Genomic DNA, 18,055 nt, shown 5'->3' on the forward strand with positions numbered 1-18,055 from the left:
GTGCCTTTTGCGTCGCGCTCTGAGAAAATGCCCGCACTTTTTTTCCGGATGCCGACATGACTGCCCTGAAGAACGACCGTTTCCTCCGCGCCCTGCTCAAGCAACCCGTAGACGTCACCCCCGTGTGGATGATGCGCCAGGCCGGCCGCTACCTGCCTGAATACCGCGCCAGCCGTGCCAAGGCCGGTGACTTCATGAGCCTGTGCATGAACCCGGCGTTCGCGTGCGAAGTCACGATGCAACCGCTCGACCGCTATCCGCAACTGGATGCGGCGATCCTGTTCTCCGATATCCTGACCATCCCCGATGCCATGGGCCAAGGCCTGTACTTCGAGACCGGCGAAGGTCCGCGCTTCAAGAAGGTCGTCAGCACCCTGGCTGACATCGAAGCCTTGCCGATTCCTGATCCACAGAAAGACCTCGGCTATGTGATGGACGCAGTCAGCACCATCCGCCGCGAACTGAACGGCCGCGTGCCGCTGATCGGTTTTTCCGGCAGCCCATGGACCCTGGCCACCTACATGGTCGAAGGCGGTTCGTCGAAAGACTTCCGCAAGACCAAGGCCATGCTCTACGACAACCCGCAAGCCATGCACCTGCTGCTGGACAAGCTCGCGCAGTCGGTCACCTCGTACCTCAATGGCCAGATCCTGGCCGGCGCGCAAGCGGTGCAGATCTTCGACACCTGGGGCGGCAATCTCTCGGCGGCGGCGTATCAGGAATTCTCCCTGGCCTACATGCGCAAAATCGTCAGTGGCCTGATCCGCGAGCACGAAGGCCGCAAAGTGCCGGTCATCCTGTTCACCAAGAATGGCGGCCTATGGCTGGAAAGCATCGCCGACGCCGGCGCTGATGCGCTGGGTCTGGACTGGACTTGCGACATCGGTGAGGCCCGTCAACGCGTCGGCAACAAAGTCGCCCTGCAAGGCAACATGGACCCGACCGTGCTTTACGCCAAGCCAGAAGCCATCCGCGCCGAAGTCGGCCGGATCCTCGCCAGCTACGGCAAGGGCAGTGGCCACGTGTTCAACCTCGGCCATGGCATTACGCCGGAAGTCGATCCGGAGCACGCAGGCGCTTTCTTGCGCGCGGTGCATGAGCTGTCGGCGCAGTATCACGAGTGATCGTCGCCCGATAAAAAACGCCCGGCATTTGCCGGGCGTTTTTGCATCAAGATCAAAAGATCGCAGCCTTAAGCTTTCAAATTCTCCAACGGCGGTAACTTCGCCAATTTCAACGCCACCAACAGCGCAATCACCAGCAATGCGCTGATGAACAGCCCGATCCCGTTCCAGCCACCCAGATGCCAGGCCATGCCGCCCGCCGTCCCCGCGATACTCGACCCGGCGTAATAGCTGAACAGGTACAACGACGTTGCCTGCCCCTTGGCCTTGGTCGCGCGACGACCGATCCAGCTGCTGGCCACCGAATGCGCGCCGAAGAAGCCGAAGGTGAAGACCAGCATGCCGAAGATCACTACTGGCAGGGGCGTAAACATCGTCAACGCAAGGCCCGCGAGCATCACCACAATGGTTGCCCAGAGCACTTTGCGCCGGCCGAGCTGGTCGGCCAGGGCGCCGATTTTCGCCGAGCTGTAGATGCCCGATAGGTACACCACCGAGAGTAGCCCGACGAGGGCCTGGTCCATGTGATACGGCTCGGCCAGCAGGCGATAGCCGATGTAGTTGAACAGGGTAACGAACGCGCCCATCAGCACGAACGCTTCGACAAACAGCAGCGGCAGGCCGGCGTCGCGAAAGTGCATGGTGAAGCCGTCGAGCAGGCTACGCGGGTGCAGCGAGCGGGCGTGGAAATTGCGCGACTCGGGCAGGATTTTCCAGAACACCGCGGCGGCAATCAGCGCCAGGCTGCCGATGACCAGCATTGCCGTGTGCCAGCTGACGAAGTCGATCAGCACCCCGACGATCAAGCGTCCACACATGCCGCCGATGGCGTTGCCACCGATGTACAAGCCCATGGCCAGGCCGATGTGCTGCGGGTGAATTTCTTCACTCAGGTAAGTCATTGCCACCGCCGCCAGACCGCTCAGCGACAGCCCGACCAGCGCCCGCATCACCAGCACGCCTTGCCAGCTCGGCATCATCGCACTGGCCATGGTGCAGAGTGCGGCGGCGAACAGTGCGGCGACCATCACCGGTTTACGCCCGATGCGATCGGAGATGGGGCCGGTGATCAGCAAGCCGATGGCGAGAAGGCCGGTGGCGACCGACAGGATCAGGCTGCTCTGGGCCGCATTGATGGAAAACTCGCGGGACAGCAGCGGCATCATCGGCTGCACGCAGTAGAGCAGGGCAAAGGTCGCGAAGCCGCCGGAGAACAGCGCCAGCACCGTGCGCATAAACATCGGTGTGCCTTTCTCGATGTAGATCTCGTTGCGTTCAGCGACGACATCATTCAGCGCGGCGGGCGGGATTTCATGGGCGAGTGGGGCGACAGCAGTTTTCACTTCGGACCTCGGAGGACGCAGCCGGTCAGGCAATGAAAAAATCATATAGCTGGCTAATGTTTCTATCCAATATATTGTTCGACCTGTTTGATAGGTTTAACGACCTAATGGAGTTTTCATGGAATTGCGTCACCTGCGCTACTTCATTGCCGTCGCCGAAGAGCTGCATTTTGGCCGCGCCGCCCAGGTGCTGGGCATCTCGCAGCCGCCGCTGAGCCAGCAGATTCAGGCGCTGGAGCAGGAAGTGGGGGCGCGTCTGTTCGAGCGGACCAATCGTCGGGTCGAGTTGAGTGAGGCCGGTCGGCTGTTTCTGGAAGAGGCGCGACTGGCGCTGGCTCAGGTCGACAAAGCGGCGGACGTGGCTCGGCGGGCACAACTCGGTGAATTGGGTGAACTGAAGATCGGCTTCACCTCGTCGGCGCCGTTCAACTCGACCATTCCCCAGGCGATTTTCTCATTTCGCCAGCGCTTCCCGGCGGTGCACCTGAACCTGCGGGAGATGAGCAGCACCCAAGTGGCCGATGCGCTGGTGGACGAGTCGATCGAGGTCGGCATCATGCGACCGCTGGGCTTGCCGGACTCGCTCAGCGTTGTGGAATTGATGCGTGAGCCGTTGGTGGCGGTGCTCAGCTCCAAGCATCCGCTGGTGGATGGCAGTGAAGAAGGTCTGTTCCTGTCCGCCCTGGCCCTCGAGCCGTTCGTATTTTTTCCGCGCAGCTATGGCAGCGGTCTGTACGCACAACTGCTCAGCCTGGCGCGGGACGCCGGCTTCAGCCCGCATTTTGCCCAGGAGGCTGGCGAGGCGATGACCATCATCGGGCTGGTAGCGGCGGGTTTGGGTGTGTCGGTGTTGCCGGCGTCTTATCAGCGGATGCGTATCGATGGTGTGGTGTATCGGCCGTTGCTCGATCCGGAGGCAATTTCGGCGGTGTGGCTGGTGCAGCGCAAGGATCAGAAGTCGCCGATGGCCAAGGCGTTTGTGGAGTTGTTGACGCGTAAGGTAGAGCCTTTGAAGCCGTAACTACGGGTGACCCCAGTGAGGTCACCCGTTTTTCTTTACCAGGCACTACACCGTGACCTGCACCTGCAATCGTCGACCAATGACATCCATCAAATTGCAGCCATCGCGCAATGAAGTCACCAACACCCGCGCCAGCTCACTGTAAACGCCCTCGCTAAACGCGAAACTTTCCAGCAGTTGGGTCGCGGTGCGAATGCGGTAGGCCGCGGTTTCGTGCAACACGTCCAGTGGCGCTTCGGTGTCGATCACCAACGATGCGATGGTGCAGTCGATGCCGGTAATAGGCATGTATCGATCCATGACAAAAAACCTCCATTTGGTAGCAGAACGGTACTTCTCAGCATTGGCTGTTTGACGGAGCTGCGGATGACCCATCGGACAGGTCCAGTTTGTCTAGCACCCGATTGACCAATAATTCCCCCAACACGGCCAGTTGCTGGATTGCCAACGCCACATTGCGGCGCGAGCCTTCCAGTTCGCCGGCCAGATCGGTGCTCATGACATTCAGCGAGGCAAGGGTTTCGCAGGCGTGACAGAGCAGGGATTCCGTGTCGGCACTCGGGACAATGGTGAAAACGTGGCTGACAGGGTCGGGGCGGTCTGGATGGCGCAGGCGGGCGCTGACGCGGCGTTCGGTGATTTCGGAGAGCTTGGGTAAATCGATAGTGTTGTCGGATGATGGATTTTGAGAACCCGAGGGGGTAGGGGGGATCTTTTTCATATTGGAATTTCCTTCAAGATTTAAGAAACCACTAACCCCATGCAGTAAGCCAAGATTGATTGGTGGCGTGCAAAGGAGAGTGGATCGATAGATTTATTACCAGAAAATTCTATTTAATTAATCAAATAAATGAACATCTGCGCAATTAAATGATTCATTTCTTGTCAGGCGAGTTATGTAGGAGTTTGCTGTAAGAAATGGATGTAAGACGTTTCGCCAAGTTGAGAGGTTGATAACAACAGAATGGCATTCAAAGAATCGGATTGAAATATTATTTAACGATTGTTTGTCATGTTCGCGGCATTAATTTTTGTGTAACTCCTAGAGGTGTAGGATGCTGGTGCCTCACAGCGGCGCCTCTGTAGTTTCAGCAAGGGTGCAGTTGGCTCAAGTAATAAGTGGTTGATATTTAATGTATAAGAAAGAAAAAACAGAAAATTTGAAGAATAATATTAAATATTTGATAAGGAGTCGTGGTGAAACGCAACTGTCTTTGTGCAATGCGAGTGGGTTAACCCGGACTACGATATATAACATTCTGGAAGGGAGGGTTGTGAATGTTCAGCAATCTACAATTCGCAAAATTTCTGATTTTTTTGGTGTCTCTTATAAGGAGATAGAGACTGTTGATTTTGAAGAAAGGGAAATCATAGAAAGTAGCGTATCTTTGCAGGGCAATATGAACCCCGCAGCCGTCCCTATCATTAAAGAGAGCTTGCTTGAGCGGAGTCTTGGTAAGAGGATTGGCGAGTTGGTCGCAACCCATCCGCTGACTTACTACTTCGGTACGGCCTGCAATTTAATCGGTGTGCTTCTGGAAAATGAAATTAGAGGTGTGAATGAGTCGGGGGATTTGTTAATAGTTAAGAAGGGCTTGCCGAGTGGCAGTAAAGAAAAGTTGGTGTACGACAAAACGACGAAACGGTTGTCCATAAGCAGTGAACCTTGCTGTTGCTCTGATGTTGTTCTTGTAATTGGGGAGGTAATGGAGGAGAGGTTCAATGGATAGTGTTTCGGAAAACAAAAGGTATAAGTTGTTAGGGTTCGAGAATAGTAAGGGTCTTGCCGTTGTCATGATTGTCTCAACGGGGAAGGTCATAAAAGTGAAGCTCGATGAGTTGTTAAAAAGTGAAATAGTGGATGATTTAAGCAGGTTAGAGATGAAGTCGGTGTACAGGAAGTTTTATTCTGGCGGGGCTGCGTTGACGGCGTATGAGGTAAATGATCGGCATGAAAGGTCGTGGATGGTTTATGTCGCTCTCAATCTACTGCTTTTTGCGCTATATATTTTCACTAACATTGCCGCGACAAAGCTTGTGTATGTCGAGTCGCTTGGTGTTGTCGTAACTCCCGGAGTTTTTCTGTATCCGCTGACATTTTTAATAGTCGATATGTTAAATGAGTTTTATGGCCTCAGATTGGCAAGAAAAGCCATTTTATTTGCTTTCGCAAGTAATTCGTTCATTACTATTCTGCTGAGTACGACCAGCTATCTTCCCGGCTTGTCAGGTTGGAAGCTTGATGCGCCTTACAGCGAAGTCATGACGCACGTGTCCTCGGTGTTGGTAGCGTCCTCTGTGTCTTTTATTTTTTCTGAGTATGTAAATTCTTTTTTACTGAGCAAAATAAAGGAGCTTACGAATGCAAGGCTATTATTTTTGCGTGTGTTTTTAAGTACGTTTTTTGCAGTGATAATAGACAGTTTTATTTTTTGTTTTATTGCGTTTTACGGCACGATGGCGAATGCGGAGATACTTAGTATCGTTTATGTCCAGGTCGCCATAAAAATGTGTTTCGCTATTTTTAACGTGTTGCCTGCGTATGGGGCAAGGTCCTTATTTAAGAGGTATGTGGCTGGAACATAGGCTGCGTAAAGGCAGGGGTGGGTTTCCCCTGCACTGCTAAACGCTATTTAATTTGCAGTTTTTCTTTCAGGCTTTTCATCACCGTTGATTTGTTTTCGAGATACTCATTCAAGCCTTTTGCTCGAAGATTGCAGGCGTCACAGTCACCACATCCACTGCCTTTTATTCCGTTGTAGCAAGTCAGTGTGTGGTGCTGAATCAATTCAAGCTTTCCATGAAGATCGGCCAAGGCCCAAGTTTCAGACTTGTTCAGCCACATGAGCGGTGTTTCAATTCGTAACTTATAGTTCATCCCCAATTCAACGGCTTTATTCATAGCCTTGATGAACTCATCCCTACAATCCGGATAGCCTGAAAAGTCGGTTTCACAAACGCCTGTGATTACAGTCGTGGCGCCAACTTGATATGCATAAATAGACGCCAGCGTTAAAAACAGAATATTTCGACCGGGAACGAAAGTGTTTGGCAGGCTCTCCCCTGAACTGGAAGAGGTTGGTACTGGGATGCTATCGCGAGTAAGGCTGCTGATCGCTAACTCATTTAATAATGAAGTGTCGAGCACCTTGTGCACCGTGACGCCAAGCTTCGCCGAAAGCTGTTGCGCAACTTCAATTTCCGCGCGATGACGCTGGCCGTAATCAAACGTAATACAGTGTATTTCATCATACATTTTCAATGCATGGATCAAGCAGGTTGTTGAGTCTTGTCCGCCACTGAAAACGATGACTGCCTTGTTATTCATGTTTTTTTCATCCTTGGGGTAATCCCGACCTGTCGTTGGGGAACATGGACCCTACCGGGAAGCTAAAACTCTGGCTGTGGGACGTTTCCGAAATGACATGCTCCGCTTTCCCTTTGTTTCATTTGTTTACTGAGAACGTAGGTGTGGGGAACCTGTAGCTTGATCGAGAAGTGTGGTGGTGCAGCGCGAGGATCAGAAGTTACCGATGGTCAAGGCGTTTGTTGAGTCGCTGACGCGCACGCTGACACCGTAGGACTTAAAGGTTTTATTGGATGCAGCCTAGATCTTTTTTCGTATCGGCCGATACCGTCTTGGATTCATCACAAACTAGGGAGATACAGGATGTTCAAGCAGTTAACGTTCACCGCATTGCTGGCATTGTTTGCTCTGACCGGTGGTTGTGCTTCAGTAAAAATGGCCGATGAAACCCAGGACGCTCAAGCGAAGACGTTCCAGGTGAGCCCCGACAAAGCCAATATCTACGTTTATCGCAACGAGAGCATGGGCGCCGGGGTGAAAATGCCGGTGACCCTCAATGGCAAGCCTGTAGGGCAGACAGTCGCCAAGTCCTATCTGATGTTGGCCGTCCCGGCTGGCCAGCAGACGCTGGTGTCTTCGGCGGAAAACGACTCGGAACTGAAACTCACCGCAGAAGCGGGCAAAAACTACTTTGTCTGGCAGGAAGTGAAAGTGGGTTTCATCAAGGCGCGTAACAACCTGCAAGTCGTCGACGACAAGACAGGCCGTGCTGGTGTCGCTGAAAGCAAGTTGATTCAAGCGCAGTAAGTGGCTGGGCGGCCCCTGCGCTGAGCGTGGGGGCAAGCCCCTTCACCACAAGTGTTGTTGCTGAACCTTCGCCAAATCCCCCTTCAATGCAACCCCGGCCATGATCGCCCCGGTGTGGCACTCATACGTCTTGGCATCCGCGCTCATTGCTCTTGTAGAAGCTGACGATGTTGGTCACGGCATTGGCGCCGGCATGCTGGTCTCCTTGACCCTGGTATTTCGTTTACGACCAGCGGCGGAAGATCAACGAGGTGTTGACCCCACCAAAAGCGAAGTTGTTGTTCATCACGTACTGGTTGCTCATCTGCCGGAATTCACCGCGCAGGTAATCGAGCTTTCCGCACTGCGGATCGACCTCATCGAGGTTGAAGGTGTGCACGTAGAGGTCGCGGTTCATCATTTCGATGCTGAACCAGGATTCCAGCGCGCCGCAGGCTCCCAGGGTGTGGCCGAGGAAACTCTTCTGCGAGCTGATCGGCATGTGTTCGCCGAACAAGCTGTTGGTCGCCAGTGTTTCGGCAATGTCACCCTGTTCTGTCGCCGTACCGTGACCATTTACATAGCCGATGGCGCTTGGGTCGAGCCCGGCGTCTTCCAAAGCCAGCTCCATGGCCCGGCGCATGGTGATCAGCTCGGGGCGGGTGGCATGCTGGCCGTCGGCGTTGCTGCCGAAACCGACGATCTCGGCGTGGATGCGGGCGCCACGCGCCAGGGCGTGTTCGAGCTCTTCGAGTACCAGCATGCCGCCGCCCTCACCGATGACCAGGCCATCGCGGCCGCTGTCGTAAGGGCGCGGGCTGGTTTGCGGGGCATCGTTTTTCAGGCTGGTGGCGTAGAGCGCATCGAACACCATGGCCTCGGTCGGGCACAGCTCTTCGGCGCCGCCGGCGAGCATCAGCGGCAGGCGGCCGAACTTGATCGACTCGTAGGCGTAACCGATGCCCTGGCTACCGCTGGTGCAGGCACTGGAGGTCGGGATCAGTCGGCCGGTGAGGCCGAAGAAGATGCTGATATTCGCTGCCGTGGTGTGCGGCATCATCCGCACGTAGGAGTTGGCGTTCAGGCCTTCGGCCACCGAGTTGAGCAACATTTTGCCGAACGCCTTGATCTCGTCGGTGCTGCCGGTGGACGAGCCGCAGGACACGCCCATGCGCCCGTCCTTGATCGACTCATCACCCAACAGCCCGGCGTCCGCCAGGGCCTGTTCTGCAGCGCCGACTGCCAGCCGCGATACCCGGCCCATGCTGCGCAACTGCTTGCGCGTCCAGTGGCCGGGCACCTGGAAGTCGTCTATCGGCCCGGCCAGGCGGGTATTGAGTTCGGTAAAGCGATCCCACTCGTGCATGCGACGAATGCCGCTGCGGTTGGCGGCGAAGTTGGCGGCGATGGTGTCCCAGTCGCTGCCCAGTGAGGTGATGCCGGCCATGCCGGTGACGACGACGCGCTTCATCAGCACAGGCCTCCGTTGACGGCCAGAACCTGCCGGGTGATGTACGAAGCTTCCGCCGACATCAGGAAATTCACTGCACTGGCCACCTCTTCCGGGGTGCCCATGCGTTGTGCGGGGATCATTTTCATCAGTTCTTCCACCGGCACGTTTTCATCGAGCATCGCCGTGTCGATCAGGCCGGGTGCGACACAGTTAACAGTGATCTTGCGCTTGCCCAGTTCAATCGCCAACGCCTTGGCCGCACCGATCAGCCCAGCCTTGGACGCGCTGTAATTGACCTGCCCGCGATTGCCGATCAGCCCGGACACCGAGGTAATGCAGACAATCCGCCCGGCGGCGCGACGACGGATCATCGGCATCATCACCGGGTGCAGCACATTGTAGAAACCGTCGAGGTTAGTGCGCATCACCATGTCCCAATCCTCCTCGCTCAGGGCCGGAAAGGCGCCGTCACGGGTCAGGCCGGCGTTGAGCACCACGCCGTAATAGGCGCCATGGGCTTCCACGTCGGCTTCGAGAATGGCTTTGCAGCTGGCGCGGTCGGACACGTCGAATTGCAGGACACGCGCATTACGGCCCATCGCCTCGACTTCGGCTTTGACGGCTTCGGCGTCCGCCAAGCCGCTGCGGCAGTGCAACACGATGTCATGTCCGGCCTGGGCCAGACGCAACGCGATAGCGCGGCCAATCCCACGGCTGGAGCCGGTGACCAGTACTGATTCAGTCATCACTCGACTCCTTGGGGTTCGTGCAGATATTGAGCGGCTTGAGGCGGGCGGAACACGTTCAGCCGGGCGGTGGCGTGGATGCCGGGAGCGGTGATGTGGCATTCGAACACGCCCATGCCGTTATCGTCTTCCAGCGAGCGTATGCCGTGGATGATCAGTTCGGTGCCGGCGGGAAAGTGTTCCACGTTGCATTCGAACTTACGGGTGCCAAGCAGGAATCCGAGTTCCACCGCATTGCCTTTCTGGCGTGCATGGCAACCGGCATAAGCGGCAACGCTCTGGGCCATCAGCTCGATGCCGACCCAGGCCGGCAGACTGCCGTCGGGGCGACTGAACAGACCGGGCTTGACGGTGAGTCGGGTATAGATCTGCTCGTCGTCGAACGACAGGATCTGATCGATGAGGATCATGTCGCCGGCATGGGGCAGCAGTTCGGCGAGCGGCCAGGTAATCATGGGGCGTCTCCGATAATCAGGCTGACGTTATTGCCACCAAAGGCAAAGGAATTACTCATCAGGTAGCGGGGTGCAATGGACGTCAGGTGGTCGGTCGGGGTCACCCAATGCAACGCCGGCAACTCGGGGTCGGGCTGGCCGTCCCAGATATGGGGGGGCAGGGCATGTTCGCAGTTATCCGCGCTCAGGCTCAACCAGCAGAACGCCGCTTCCAGGGCTCCGGCGGCACCGAGGGTGTGGCCGGTCATCGGTTTGGTCGATGAGCAGGGCACGCCTTGCGGAAACAGCGCCGTCACAGCCAGGCTTTCCATGGCGTCGTTGTGTTGGGTGGCGGTGCCGTGCAGGTTCAGATAACTGATCTGTTGGGGCAGCAGGCCTGCGCGGCTCAACGCCTTGCGCATCGCTTGCTGGGCGCCACGGCCGGTGGGTTCCGGTGCCGAAATATGGTGCGCATCGGAGCTGGCGCCACTGCCGAGCAGGGCAATCGGTCGGCTGCTGCCGGCGCTTTTACTCATCAGAAACAGCACCGCAGCTTCGCCGATGTTGATGCCGTTGCGGTTGGCCGAGAACGGGTTGCAGCGCTGTTCGGACACCGCTTCCAGGGCTGAGAAACCATTGAGAGTCAGCTTGCACAAACTGTCGACACCACCGCACAACACAGCATCGCACATGCCCAGGTCGAGCAGCCGTTGAGCACTCATCAGTGCGCGGGCGCTGGAGGTGCAGGCGGTGGAGATCACATAGGCCGGGCCGCTCAATTGCAGCCAGTCGGCGAGAAACGTCGCCGGTGCGCCGAGCTCTTGCTGCTGATAGTCATAATCGGCGGGGAAGTGATGTTCACGGATGTAGTGGGCCAGACCGCGGCTGGCCTCGTCGATGCCTGAGGTGCTGGTGCCCAGAATGACGCCGATACGGTCGCGGCCGTAGGTCCGGATTGCCTGCTCGATGTCTTGGCGAATTTGCAGCGCTGCCTCCAGCAGCAGTTGATTGTTGCGACTGCTTTGATGAGCCAGCTCAGGCGGAATCGGTGCCAGATCACCACGCACCGCCGCCACTGGCAACGAGCGCTCAGCGACCCGGCCGGCCTCGCTGCGCATGCCCGAGCAATCGCCGGCAAACAGATTTCGGGCAACTTCCTGCTTGTCGCGGCCGAGGGCGCAGATTACCCCGAGGGCGTTCAGGTAAGCGGTCATGGCGTGCTCCCGCTCAACGGGGTGACGCGATAGTGCGGGCCTTGGGACACGTTCAATTCAAAGCTCGGTGGTTGTGAAAAGCTTGGTTGCGAAAGACTTGGTTGTGAGTAGCGGATGTTCCAGCGCGGTGCCAGCGACCGTTGTCCGTCATGCTGGCGGGCCGCGGGATAGTTGCCGTGCAACTCGCCTTCAGGGGTCAATGCAAACAACAGGGCGGCGAACAGCTCCCGGGCTTCCGGATTGGGCGGCAGCAGCCCGTCGGTTTGCCATTGGCCATCGATCAGTTTCTGCCGTGCCACGGGAATCCCCAACGGGTCCATCATCGACCAGCGAATGCTCGGGCCTTCACGCTGGATCACCAGCAGCCAGTCCTGACGCTGCTCGGCCATCTGCCGTTCGATGTGCAGTTGCAGCGGCAATGTCAGGCTTGGGCTTTGCTCGGGCAGCGGTGCCTGGCTGGCGCAGGCGCTCAGCAGCAGGACACAACCCAGAAGCAGGAAACGGATCATCAGGCACACTCTTCAAGGGGCTTGCGCGCAACCACATTGACCAGGGTTTCTTCCCGTTGGCCGAAGGGTTTTGGCTGGCGCAAGCCGAAGCGTTCGAGCAGGCCGAAATCCTTGGCGCGACTCCACCACAAGTAAGGGTAAGACACATTTTGCGGGCCGAATTCAAAACCCTGCCGACGAATCATCTCCAGGTAGCCGGCGGCGCTCTTTTGTACGTGCATCGGGTGGCGGAATAACCAGCGAATTACCCATGTATCAATGTAAGCCTCGGTGGACTCGGCGAACAGCAGATAACCGCCCGGCTTGAGCACCCGATAGAACTCGGCCATGGCCTGATCCTGCTCGACCAGGTGATGGAAGGTCTGGTGACAGAACAGCAGATCGACACTGGCATCCGGCACTTTAATGCTCGCGCAGTCACTGCCGATCAGCTCTACCTCCATGCCCTGGCGGGCCGCTTCTTCTCCGCTCAGGTTCAGGCTGTGAGGGTCGGCATCCAGCCCGATCAGGCGTTTGGGTGCGAAGGTCTGGCGCAGGTACTGGAACGACTTGCCCTGGCCGCAGCCGGCGTCGAGCAAGACCGGTTTGTTGGGCAATGGCTCGCTGAACAGGCTGCGCAAATCGTTGATCGCCACTCGCAATACATGGTGCTGCCAGGTGTGGCTGCGCAGGAACCAGAAGCCGAAACGGGTTTCTTCGACGTAGCTGTCGCTCCAATAACTCATGTCGCATCCTTTGCGCACAGGTCCGAGATCATCCGCAGTCGACGTTTGGCTTCGCTGACGAATGGGTTGCGTTCATCCCAGGCGTAACCGGCGAGGATCGAGCTGATCATGCGGCGAATTTCCTCGGTGCCGCCCTGATAGAAAATCACGTCCTGAAAGGTCCCGGCGTACCAGCCTTCGACGTAGCAGCGGAAAGTGTCGACGCCACGCTTGAGCGGTTCGGCGAATTCGGTCTGCCAGTCGACGCTTTCACCTTGCAGTTGGCGGTGCAGCACCCCGGCAGCCATGCTCGCCGAACGCATGGCGATGGTCACGCCGGAGGAGAACACCGGGTCGAGAAATTCTGCGGCATTGCCCAACAAGGCGAAGCCTGGGCCGTGCAGGGTTTTGACGTTGGCCGAATAGCCGCCGATGGTCCGAGCGGGGGTATCCCACACTGCGTTGTTAAGCACCCCGGCCAGGCTTGGAGTTTCAGCGATAAAGCCACGCAGGCAATCGTCGAGATTCTCGGTGCGGCCTGCGAAGTGTTCGGCGGCCGCCACCACGCCCACCGAGCAACGGCCATTGCTGAACGGGATGGTCCAGAACCAGATGTCGCGCTGGGTTGGATGGGTGGTAATGAGGATTTTTTCCCGCTCGAAAGCCGGGCTGTCGATACAGTCTTCGACGTGGGTGAACACCGCCTGGCGCACCGGAAAGTTCGATGGTGCCTCAAGGTCCAGCAAGCGAGGCAGTACGCGACCGTAGCCGCTGGCATCGAGCACGAAATCGGCCTCGACGCGGTATTGGCTGCCATCTTCGCGAAGCACATCGAGCTGCGGTTTCGCCAAGCTGAAATCAACGCTGACGATGGCTTCGCCGTATCGGACGTCGACTCCCTGCAGTTCAGCCTGGTCGGCCAGCAGCTTGTCAAAGTCGGCGCGCTGGACCTGGAAGGTCGTCGGCTTGCCATTGCTGAACGTCTCGCCGAAATCGAAAGTGCTGTACTGATCGCCCCAGGCGAACGCCGCACCGTTCTTCAACTGGAAACCGGCCGCATTGACCGCGTCGAGCATGCCGGCTTCTTCGACGAAATCCAGGCAGTGGGACAGCAGGCTTTCACCGATGGAAAACCGTGGGAAATGCTGGCGTTCGATCATCAGCACATCATGGCCTTTGCGCTTGAGCAGCGCGGCGGCGATAGCGCCCGAGGGGCCGGCACCGATCACCACCACCTGACGATGTTCCATTTCAACTGTTGGCACGGGAGCTCCTTGCCGAGGCGGCGATGTTCAAAGGGATTCGGTGCATACCGGCGAATGCCGGCAGCAGGGTTGCGATCAGGCCCATCAACATCAGCGCGAAATATAGCTCGGGGCTGATGAGTTGTTGTTGCAGCAGCAGGTTGAGAAAGACGATTTCGCTCAAGCCGCGGATATTCAGTAAAAGGCTTTCCCGCCAGCGGCTGGCACCTTCAAACGAGACGCCGGCCCAGCCGAGGCCCAGCCAGTTGCCCAACAATTTGCTGGCAATCGGCAACAGGACAAGCGCGGCCAGTTGCACCGCGCCGAGACTGTCGATGGCGCTGTGCACGTTGATCTGCACGATGCCGAACGTGAGGATCAACGGGATGGCGATCCAGGTCTGCAAACGACTCATCCACACCGTCGGCAATGGCAGCACCAACGGCACCTTGAGCGCGGCCATGCACAGCAGGTAACCAATGCCGAAAATCAGCGCATTGAGCTTGAAGTGTTCGGCGACTACCAATAGGGCAAAGAAGCAGCCGCTATGCAGCAACGGTTGGCGCAAGCCGAGCAGTCGCAGCAGCAACGGCAGACAGGCGCCGGCCAGCGGCAGCAACAGGCTGCTCAAGTGCAGGCTGCCCTGTGCGAGCGCGAACAGGGTCCAGCAGGTCAGGTCGATCAATATCGCGGTCTGCACCAGGCGTCGGGTGGCGGCGGGCGGGTAGTTGATGTGTCGCAGGTACAGGTACAGCACCGGAATCGCTGTGATGGCGAACAACAGACCGACCGCCAGCGAGCTGATCCACGGCTGTGGCGGCAGTAGCCAGACCGCTGTCGCCAGCCCGCAGGCAAACGGAATGCAGAAACTCGGCAGGGCGATTTTCAGGCTCTGGCGATCCAGTTGCAGGTCGATCACGTCGCTGAGGATGTGCCCCAGCAGCAAGGCAAAGCTCAGGCTGTAGAGGTTCTTCAGCCAACCCGGCGAGATCAGGTCGGCACCGCTCAGTTGCCAGCCCGGTTCGATCCAGAAATACATCAGCAGCGGCAGGCCGAAGGTTGCCAGCAACAACTGGCTGACGATCGGAATCAGACCGAAACGTCTACCGACATGGGTGGCCATGGCGAACAACACCAGGGCCATGACCCAGAACGCCGCGACCATCATGCTGCTGGCTCCGCAACCGGGGCGGTGTGGACTTGGCGTCCGGCCCACGGCGCCAGGATGAAGCTGTACGCCAGGCCGAGGCTCACCGACAGGCCGAAGTTGCTCACAGCCGGTGTGCTGGACACCGCCAGCAGGCCAAACGATAGCCATGTGGTTGCGGCTGCCAGCATGGTGCCCAACAGGCTCGCGGCGGCGCCGCCGATCTGTTCGCGCATGAGGATCGCGTAGTCGACGCTGATGGCTGTCACCAGCAGCAGGCCGAACAGGCTGAACAGCGTCAGCGGCTGCCCGAGCCAGCCGAGGCTTGCCAGGCTGCACAGGGCCGCCAGTAGTGGCAGGGAGACAATTCGCAGTGCGCCACCGAGACCGAATGGCAGGATCAGCACCAGCACGATCAACACGCAGGAGGCGAGTTTCAATTCAGCGGCGCTGATTTGAGTTGCGGCGAATACCTTGTTCAGGTCGCCGAGGCGGTCGACCAGTTGCACACCCGGCAAGTCCAGCGCCTGGACCCGCAACAACGCCGGATTGTTCAAGCCTTGCAGGCTGACCATCGCGGCCACGCCGTTATCGGTCGGCCCCAGCCACAGGGTGCGGTAGGGCTCGGCCAATGGGCCGGCCAGCGCCGCATCGATATCTTCGGTGGGCAGCGCCTGTAGCTTCGCCAACTCGGCTTGCAGCGCGTCAGCAGGCACGCCAAGGTCGAGCAATGGTTGCCAGAACTGCGACAGCTTGCCCAGTGCATCACGCACTTTGCGTTGTTCGCTCGGCGGGCTGACCAGTTGGTTGAGTGACAGGTAGCCCTGGAGTTTCTCCAGGTTGACCAACTGATCCAGGCGCTCGCTCAGTGCCGTCTGGCGTTCGAGCAACTCCTGCTGATTGGCTGCGCGTACCAGGAAGAACTGGCTGGTGGGTTGATAGCCGGTGATGCGCGCGATGGCCTGGGCTTCGTCGGTCAATTGCTGTGGCGTGCCGACCCATTGGCGGATGTCGTTTTTGGTCTGCAGCTGCAATAGCCCGCCGACACAGAAGGCGATCAGCAGCGCCAGCAATACCGGCGTGCGTACGTATTTGAGCAACGACTGACGCAGCGCCAGCAAAGACTCGGCGATACGCATCGGCCATTGCGCCGGACGCAACTGCGCGCCCTTGAGCAGCGCCGGCAGCAGGCACACCGCCGACAGATAAGCGCCCAGCAGACCAGCGGCGGAGAACACGGCAATCTGGGTCAGGGCCGGGAACGGCGTCCAGGCCAGGGCCAGGTAGCCGATGCAACTGGTGATCAGGCTCAGCGTCAGCCCCGGCAGGGTCAGGCGCAAGGCCGGCCAACTGTGCCAGGGTTTCAGGCTCCAGCTTTTGGACAGGTAATGCAGCGGATAATCCACCGCCACGCCGATCAGGCTTGAGCCCAGTACCAGCGTCATCACATGCATCTGACCAAACAGCGCCACGCAGGCCACCGCGCCGAACAGCATGCCCACCAGCACCGGGACGAACGCCAGCACCACCCGCCAACGCCGGAAGGCCAGCAACAGCAGCAACAGAATCCCCATCGTGGCGCCGCCGCCGACCCAGGTGATCTCGCGCGCGGCTTGCCGTTGACCGCTGGCGGCATACAGCAGGCCGCTGGCGGCGAGCAGTTGCACATCCGCCTGGGCGGCTTCTTCGCGACTGTGCTGGAGCAGGTCGGCCACTTGCAGCGGCAGGTTCATGTCGAATGCGTTGCCGACGGTTCGCGCCCGCAGCATCACCCAGCTCTTGCCGTCGGCATCGGCGACCAGCACGCCGCTGCCGATGTCCAACTGCACCGAGCCGCGCTGTGGCTGGCTGTTCTGGATGCGCCCGGTCAGGCCGAGCCAGTCATCCTGGCTCGGCACCAGGCTGAACCCGGTGAAGGGGTCGAACAGGGCTTGCACCCGTTGCTGGATAAAGGCGTCGGGGTGCTCGATGAGTTGCTGGCGGTCGGCCGCGGACAGCATCGCCAGTCGGCCTTGCAGCAATTGTGTGCGCAGCGCTGGCAAGTCGGCTTGCAGGTTCCACTGGACCTTTTCGAACACGCCGCTGGCCTGCCACTGCTCACCGATTTTTTGCGCCATGGCGATGGCTTGCTGACGGTTTTTATGGCCGACCAGCACCAGCATTTCCCGGTTCAGCGGTTCTTGCATGCGTTGTTCGGCGCGCAGTTCCAGCGCGTCCGGCGCGGTACCTGGCACCAGTTCCATCAGGTTGGCGGACAGTGGAGCGCCATCGCGCCACTGCCAACCGGCAAGCGCGAGCACCGCCAGCAGCAGGATCAGAAACAGCCGTGGCAGCGTCCGTTCACTCGGCAAAGTCATGTTGCTCCGCATCGCTCAAAGGTTGGGCGCTGGTGCTGTCCTGCATGCGCAACAGGGTTCGGTCACCCTGGGTTTCGAGCAGTTCGATGTTGTGCACCAGTTCGCCACCGTCAATGTTGATCTGATTGAACACCTGCTTGAGCAGCATCGAGCGCGGGGTCAGGGTCAGCTTCCAGTTCTGCGCATCGCCGCTCAGCGACAACTCGAAATCCCGTTGCAGGCCACTGCTGTCGCCTTGCAGCACGGCGAGGAACAAACGGTTCTGTTCGGCGCCGGCACTCTTGTTCGGCAGCATTTGCCAGCCGCTGGCATCCCGCCGGGCAATGCCCTTGTCGCTGATGCGGTAGTCCTGTTGCAGCGGCGTTTTCAGCAGCCAGAGCAGGCCATGATTTTTCGCCAGAACGAAGGTGCCCTTGCTGGTCAGCGGCTGGGGCAGGGCGCGCAGGTGTTTTTCCTGGATGAAGTTGCCGTGGATCACATCGGGTTTGGCCAGTTGATCGCTCAGTTGCTGCAGATCGAAGGCCTGGGCCAACGAAGAAAAGCCCAGCATCAATATCAAGCTCACACCAATCCCGTAGCAGCTGCCGAGCCTGCGAGGCTGCGTCCGGCGGCGAAGCCGTCGTTCAGGCATATCCGGTGGCGACTGCTGCGCAGTCGAACGCAGGC

The 18,055-nt window shown here is 58.6% G+C and carries 19 protein-coding genes and 1 pseudogene; 5 read left to right on the plus strand and 15 right to left on the minus strand.

The genetic code is table 11. The features are described from left to right. Positions 1-56 precede the first annotated feature (56 nt). The gene (gene hemE / locus AC30D7_RS18065) at positions 57-1,124 is read left to right on the plus strand and encodes a uroporphyrinogen decarboxylase (RefSeq protein WP_018928609.1); all 1,068 of its coding nucleotides are present in this window, start codon (positions 57-59) and stop codon (positions 1,122-1,124) included. A gap of 68 nt (positions 1,125-1,192) precedes the next feature. Here the strand turns inward: hemE and AC30D7_RS18070 are convergent, their stop codons facing one another. After that, positions 1,193-2,467, minus strand: coding sequence for an MFS transporter (locus AC30D7_RS18070; RefSeq protein WP_490134965.1), 1,275 nt, complete (start codon positions 2,465-2,467; stop codon positions 1,193-1,195). 118 nt (positions 2,468-2,585) lie between these two features. Here AC30D7_RS18070 and AC30D7_RS18075 point away from each other — a divergent pair, with 118 nt between their 5' ends. Continuing rightward, the gene (locus AC30D7_RS18075; RefSeq protein WP_490134966.1) at positions 2,586-3,488 is read left to right on the plus strand and encodes a LysR family transcriptional regulator; all 903 of its coding nucleotides are present in this window, start codon (positions 2,586-2,588) and stop codon (positions 3,486-3,488) included. A gap of 45 nt (positions 3,489-3,533) precedes the next feature. Here AC30D7_RS18075 and AC30D7_RS18080 read toward each other — a convergent pair whose 3' ends face one another. Beyond that, positions 3,534-3,788: a hypothetical protein gene (locus AC30D7_RS18080; RefSeq protein WP_490134967.1), complete on the minus strand. Its 255-nt coding sequence runs from the start codon at positions 3,786-3,788 to the stop codon at positions 3,534-3,536. A gap of 37 nt (positions 3,789-3,825) precedes the next feature. Continuing rightward, a complete protein-coding gene (locus tag AC30D7_RS18085) occupies positions 3,826-4,209 on the minus strand; it encodes a DUF6124 family protein (protein ID WP_490134968.1) in 384 nt (127 codons plus the stop codon). A 412-nt stretch (positions 4,210-4,621) separates the two neighbouring features. On the opposite strand from AC30D7_RS18085, the gene AC30D7_RS18090 reads away from it, so the two are divergent. Then, positions 4,622-5,218 carry a helix-turn-helix transcriptional regulator gene (locus tag AC30D7_RS18090; protein WP_490134969.1) on the plus strand — a complete coding sequence of 199 codons (597 nt, stop codon included), beginning with the start codon at positions 4,622-4,624 and terminating at the stop codon, positions 5,216-5,218. Continuing rightward, positions 5,211-6,074, plus strand: a complete 864-nt coding sequence (locus AC30D7_RS18095) for a queuosine precursor transporter (RefSeq protein WP_490134970.1) — start codon at positions 5,211-5,213, stop codon at positions 6,072-6,074. Before AC30D7_RS18090 ends, AC30D7_RS18095 begins: the two co-directional genes overlap by 8 nt. Positions 6,075-6,117: 43 nt before the next feature. Here the strand turns inward: AC30D7_RS18095 and queC are convergent, their stop codons facing one another. Further along, on the minus strand, positions 6,118-6,816 hold the full coding sequence (gene queC, locus AC30D7_RS18100) for a 7-cyano-7-deazaguanine synthase QueC (RefSeq protein ID WP_490134971.1): 699 nt from the start codon (positions 6,814-6,816) through the stop codon (positions 6,118-6,120). Between the two features lie 342 nt (positions 6,817-7,158). On the opposite strand from queC, the gene AC30D7_RS18105 reads away from it, so the two are divergent. After that, positions 7,159-7,602 carry a DUF2846 domain-containing protein gene (locus AC30D7_RS18105; protein ID WP_018928606.1) on the plus strand — a complete coding sequence of 148 codons (444 nt, stop codon included), beginning with the start codon at positions 7,159-7,161 and terminating at the stop codon, positions 7,600-7,602. Positions 7,603-7,644: 42 nt separating this feature from the next. On the opposite strand, the pseudogene AC30D7_RS18110 reads toward AC30D7_RS18105, so the two are convergent. From AC30D7_RS18110 to AC30D7_RS18160, 11 genes and pseudogenes are all read right to left on the minus strand, one after another. Then, positions 7,645-7,810 (minus strand): annotated as a pseudogene (locus AC30D7_RS18110) (excinuclease); the annotation flags it as partial. 15 nt (positions 7,811-7,825) lie between these two features. Next, entirely contained in the window at positions 7,826-9,052 is a 1,227-nt protein-coding gene (locus AC30D7_RS18115; protein ID WP_019581869.1) for a beta-ketoacyl-ACP synthase, read from the minus strand. Then, the gene (gene fabG / locus AC30D7_RS18120) at positions 9,052-9,780 is read right to left on the minus strand and encodes a 3-oxoacyl-ACP reductase FabG (RefSeq protein WP_490134972.1); all 729 of its coding nucleotides are present in this window, start codon (positions 9,778-9,780) and stop codon (positions 9,052-9,054) included. Before fabG ends, AC30D7_RS18115 begins: the two co-directional genes overlap by 1 nt. Beyond that, the gene (locus tag AC30D7_RS18125; protein ID WP_490134973.1) at positions 9,780-10,235 is read right to left on the minus strand and encodes a hotdog family protein; all 456 of its coding nucleotides are present in this window, start codon (positions 10,233-10,235) and stop codon (positions 9,780-9,782) included. Before AC30D7_RS18125 ends, fabG begins: the two co-directional genes overlap by 1 nt. Beyond that, entirely contained in the window at positions 10,232-11,428 is a 1,197-nt protein-coding gene (locus AC30D7_RS18130; RefSeq protein WP_490134974.1) for a beta-ketoacyl-[acyl-carrier-protein] synthase family protein, read from the minus strand. The genes AC30D7_RS18125 and AC30D7_RS18130 overlap by 4 nt, the downstream gene beginning before the upstream one ends. Further along, the gene (locus tag AC30D7_RS18135; protein ID WP_490134975.1) at positions 11,425-11,937 is read right to left on the minus strand and encodes a hypothetical protein; all 513 of its coding nucleotides are present in this window, start codon (positions 11,935-11,937) and stop codon (positions 11,425-11,427) included. The genes AC30D7_RS18130 and AC30D7_RS18135 overlap by 4 nt, the downstream gene beginning before the upstream one ends. Next, entirely contained in the window at positions 11,937-12,662 is a 726-nt protein-coding gene (locus tag AC30D7_RS18140) for a class I SAM-dependent methyltransferase (RefSeq protein WP_490134976.1), read from the minus strand. Before AC30D7_RS18140 ends, AC30D7_RS18135 begins: the two co-directional genes overlap by 1 nt. Continuing rightward, complete coding sequence (locus AC30D7_RS18145) at positions 12,659-13,906, minus strand: NAD(P)/FAD-dependent oxidoreductase (protein WP_490134977.1); 1,248 nt, start codon at positions 13,904-13,906, stop codon at positions 12,659-12,661. The genes AC30D7_RS18140 and AC30D7_RS18145 overlap by 4 nt, the downstream gene beginning before the upstream one ends. Then, the gene (locus AC30D7_RS18150) at positions 13,893-15,050 is read right to left on the minus strand and encodes a sodium:proton antiporter (RefSeq protein WP_490135034.1); all 1,158 of its coding nucleotides are present in this window, start codon (positions 15,048-15,050) and stop codon (positions 13,893-13,895) included. The genes AC30D7_RS18145 and AC30D7_RS18150 overlap by 14 nt, the downstream gene beginning before the upstream one ends. Next, positions 15,050-17,389, minus strand: coding sequence for an MMPL family transporter (locus AC30D7_RS18155; RefSeq protein WP_490134978.1), 2,340 nt, complete (start codon positions 17,387-17,389; stop codon positions 15,050-15,052). The genes AC30D7_RS18150 and AC30D7_RS18155 overlap by 1 nt, the downstream gene beginning before the upstream one ends. Further along, the gene (locus AC30D7_RS18160; RefSeq protein ID WP_064615943.1) at positions 17,373-17,939 is read right to left on the minus strand and encodes an outer membrane lipoprotein carrier protein LolA; all 567 of its coding nucleotides are present in this window, start codon (positions 17,937-17,939) and stop codon (positions 17,373-17,375) included. Before AC30D7_RS18160 ends, AC30D7_RS18155 begins: the two co-directional genes overlap by 17 nt. Positions 17,940-18,055 lie beyond the last annotated feature (116 nt).

It is taken from the genome of Pseudomonas sp. DF5, from assembly GCF_058148225.1.

Bases quoted from the DNA above. Each gene is read 5' to 3' on its own strand.
- hemE (WP_018928609.1), top strand. From the start codon at position 57: ATGACTGCCCTGAAGAACGACCGTTTCCTCCGCGCCCTGCTCAAGCAA.
- AC30D7_RS18075 (WP_490134966.1), top strand. From the start codon at position 2,586: ATGGAATTGCGTCACCTGCGCTACTTCATTGCCGTCGCCGAAGAGCTG.
- AC30D7_RS18080 (WP_490134967.1), bottom strand. From the start codon at position 3,788: ATGGATCGATACATGCCTATTACCGGCATCGACTGCACCATCGCATCG.
- AC30D7_RS18085 (WP_490134968.1), bottom strand. From the start codon at position 4,209: ATGAAAAAGATCCCCCCTACCCCCTCGGGTTCTCAAAATCCATCATCC.
- AC30D7_RS18090 (WP_490134969.1), top strand. From the start codon at position 4,622: ATGTATAAGAAAGAAAAAACAGAAAATTTGAAGAATAATATTAAATAT.
- AC30D7_RS18095 (WP_490134970.1), top strand. From the start codon at position 5,211: ATGGATAGTGTTTCGGAAAACAAAAGGTATAAGTTGTTAGGGTTCGAG.
- queC (WP_490134971.1), bottom strand. From the start codon at position 6,816: ATGAATAACAAGGCAGTCATCGTTTTCAGTGGCGGACAAGACTCAACA.
- AC30D7_RS18105 (WP_018928606.1), top strand. From the start codon at position 7,159: ATGTTCAAGCAGTTAACGTTCACCGCATTGCTGGCATTGTTTGCTCTG.
- AC30D7_RS18115 (WP_019581869.1), bottom strand. From the start codon at position 9,052: ATGAAGCGCGTCGTCGTCACCGGCATGGCCGGCATCACCTCACTGGGC.
- fabG (WP_490134972.1), bottom strand. From the start codon at position 9,780: ATGACTGAATCAGTACTGGTCACCGGCTCCAGCCGTGGGATTGGCCGC.
- AC30D7_RS18125 (WP_490134973.1), bottom strand. From the start codon at position 10,235: ATGATTACCTGGCCGCTCGCCGAACTGCTGCCCCATGCCGGCGACATG.
- AC30D7_RS18130 (WP_490134974.1), bottom strand. From the start codon at position 11,428: ATGACCGCTTACCTGAACGCCCTCGGGGTAATCTGCGCCCTCGGCCGC.
- AC30D7_RS18135 (WP_490134975.1), bottom strand. From the start codon at position 11,937: ATGATCCGTTTCCTGCTTCTGGGTTGTGTCCTGCTGCTGAGCGCCTGC.
- AC30D7_RS18140 (WP_490134976.1), bottom strand. From the start codon at position 12,662: ATGAGTTATTGGAGCGACAGCTACGTCGAAGAAACCCGTTTCGGCTTC.
- AC30D7_RS18150 (WP_490135034.1), bottom strand. From the start codon at position 15,050: ATGGTCGCGGCGTTCTGGGTCATGGCCCTGGTGTTGTTCGCCATGGCC.
- AC30D7_RS18155 (WP_490134978.1), bottom strand. From the start codon at position 17,389: ATGACTTTGCCGAGTGAACGGACGCTGCCACGGCTGTTTCTGATCCTG.
- AC30D7_RS18160 (WP_064615943.1), bottom strand. From the start codon at position 17,939: ATGCTGGGCTTTTCTTCGTTGGCCCAGGCCTTCGATCTGCAGCAACTG.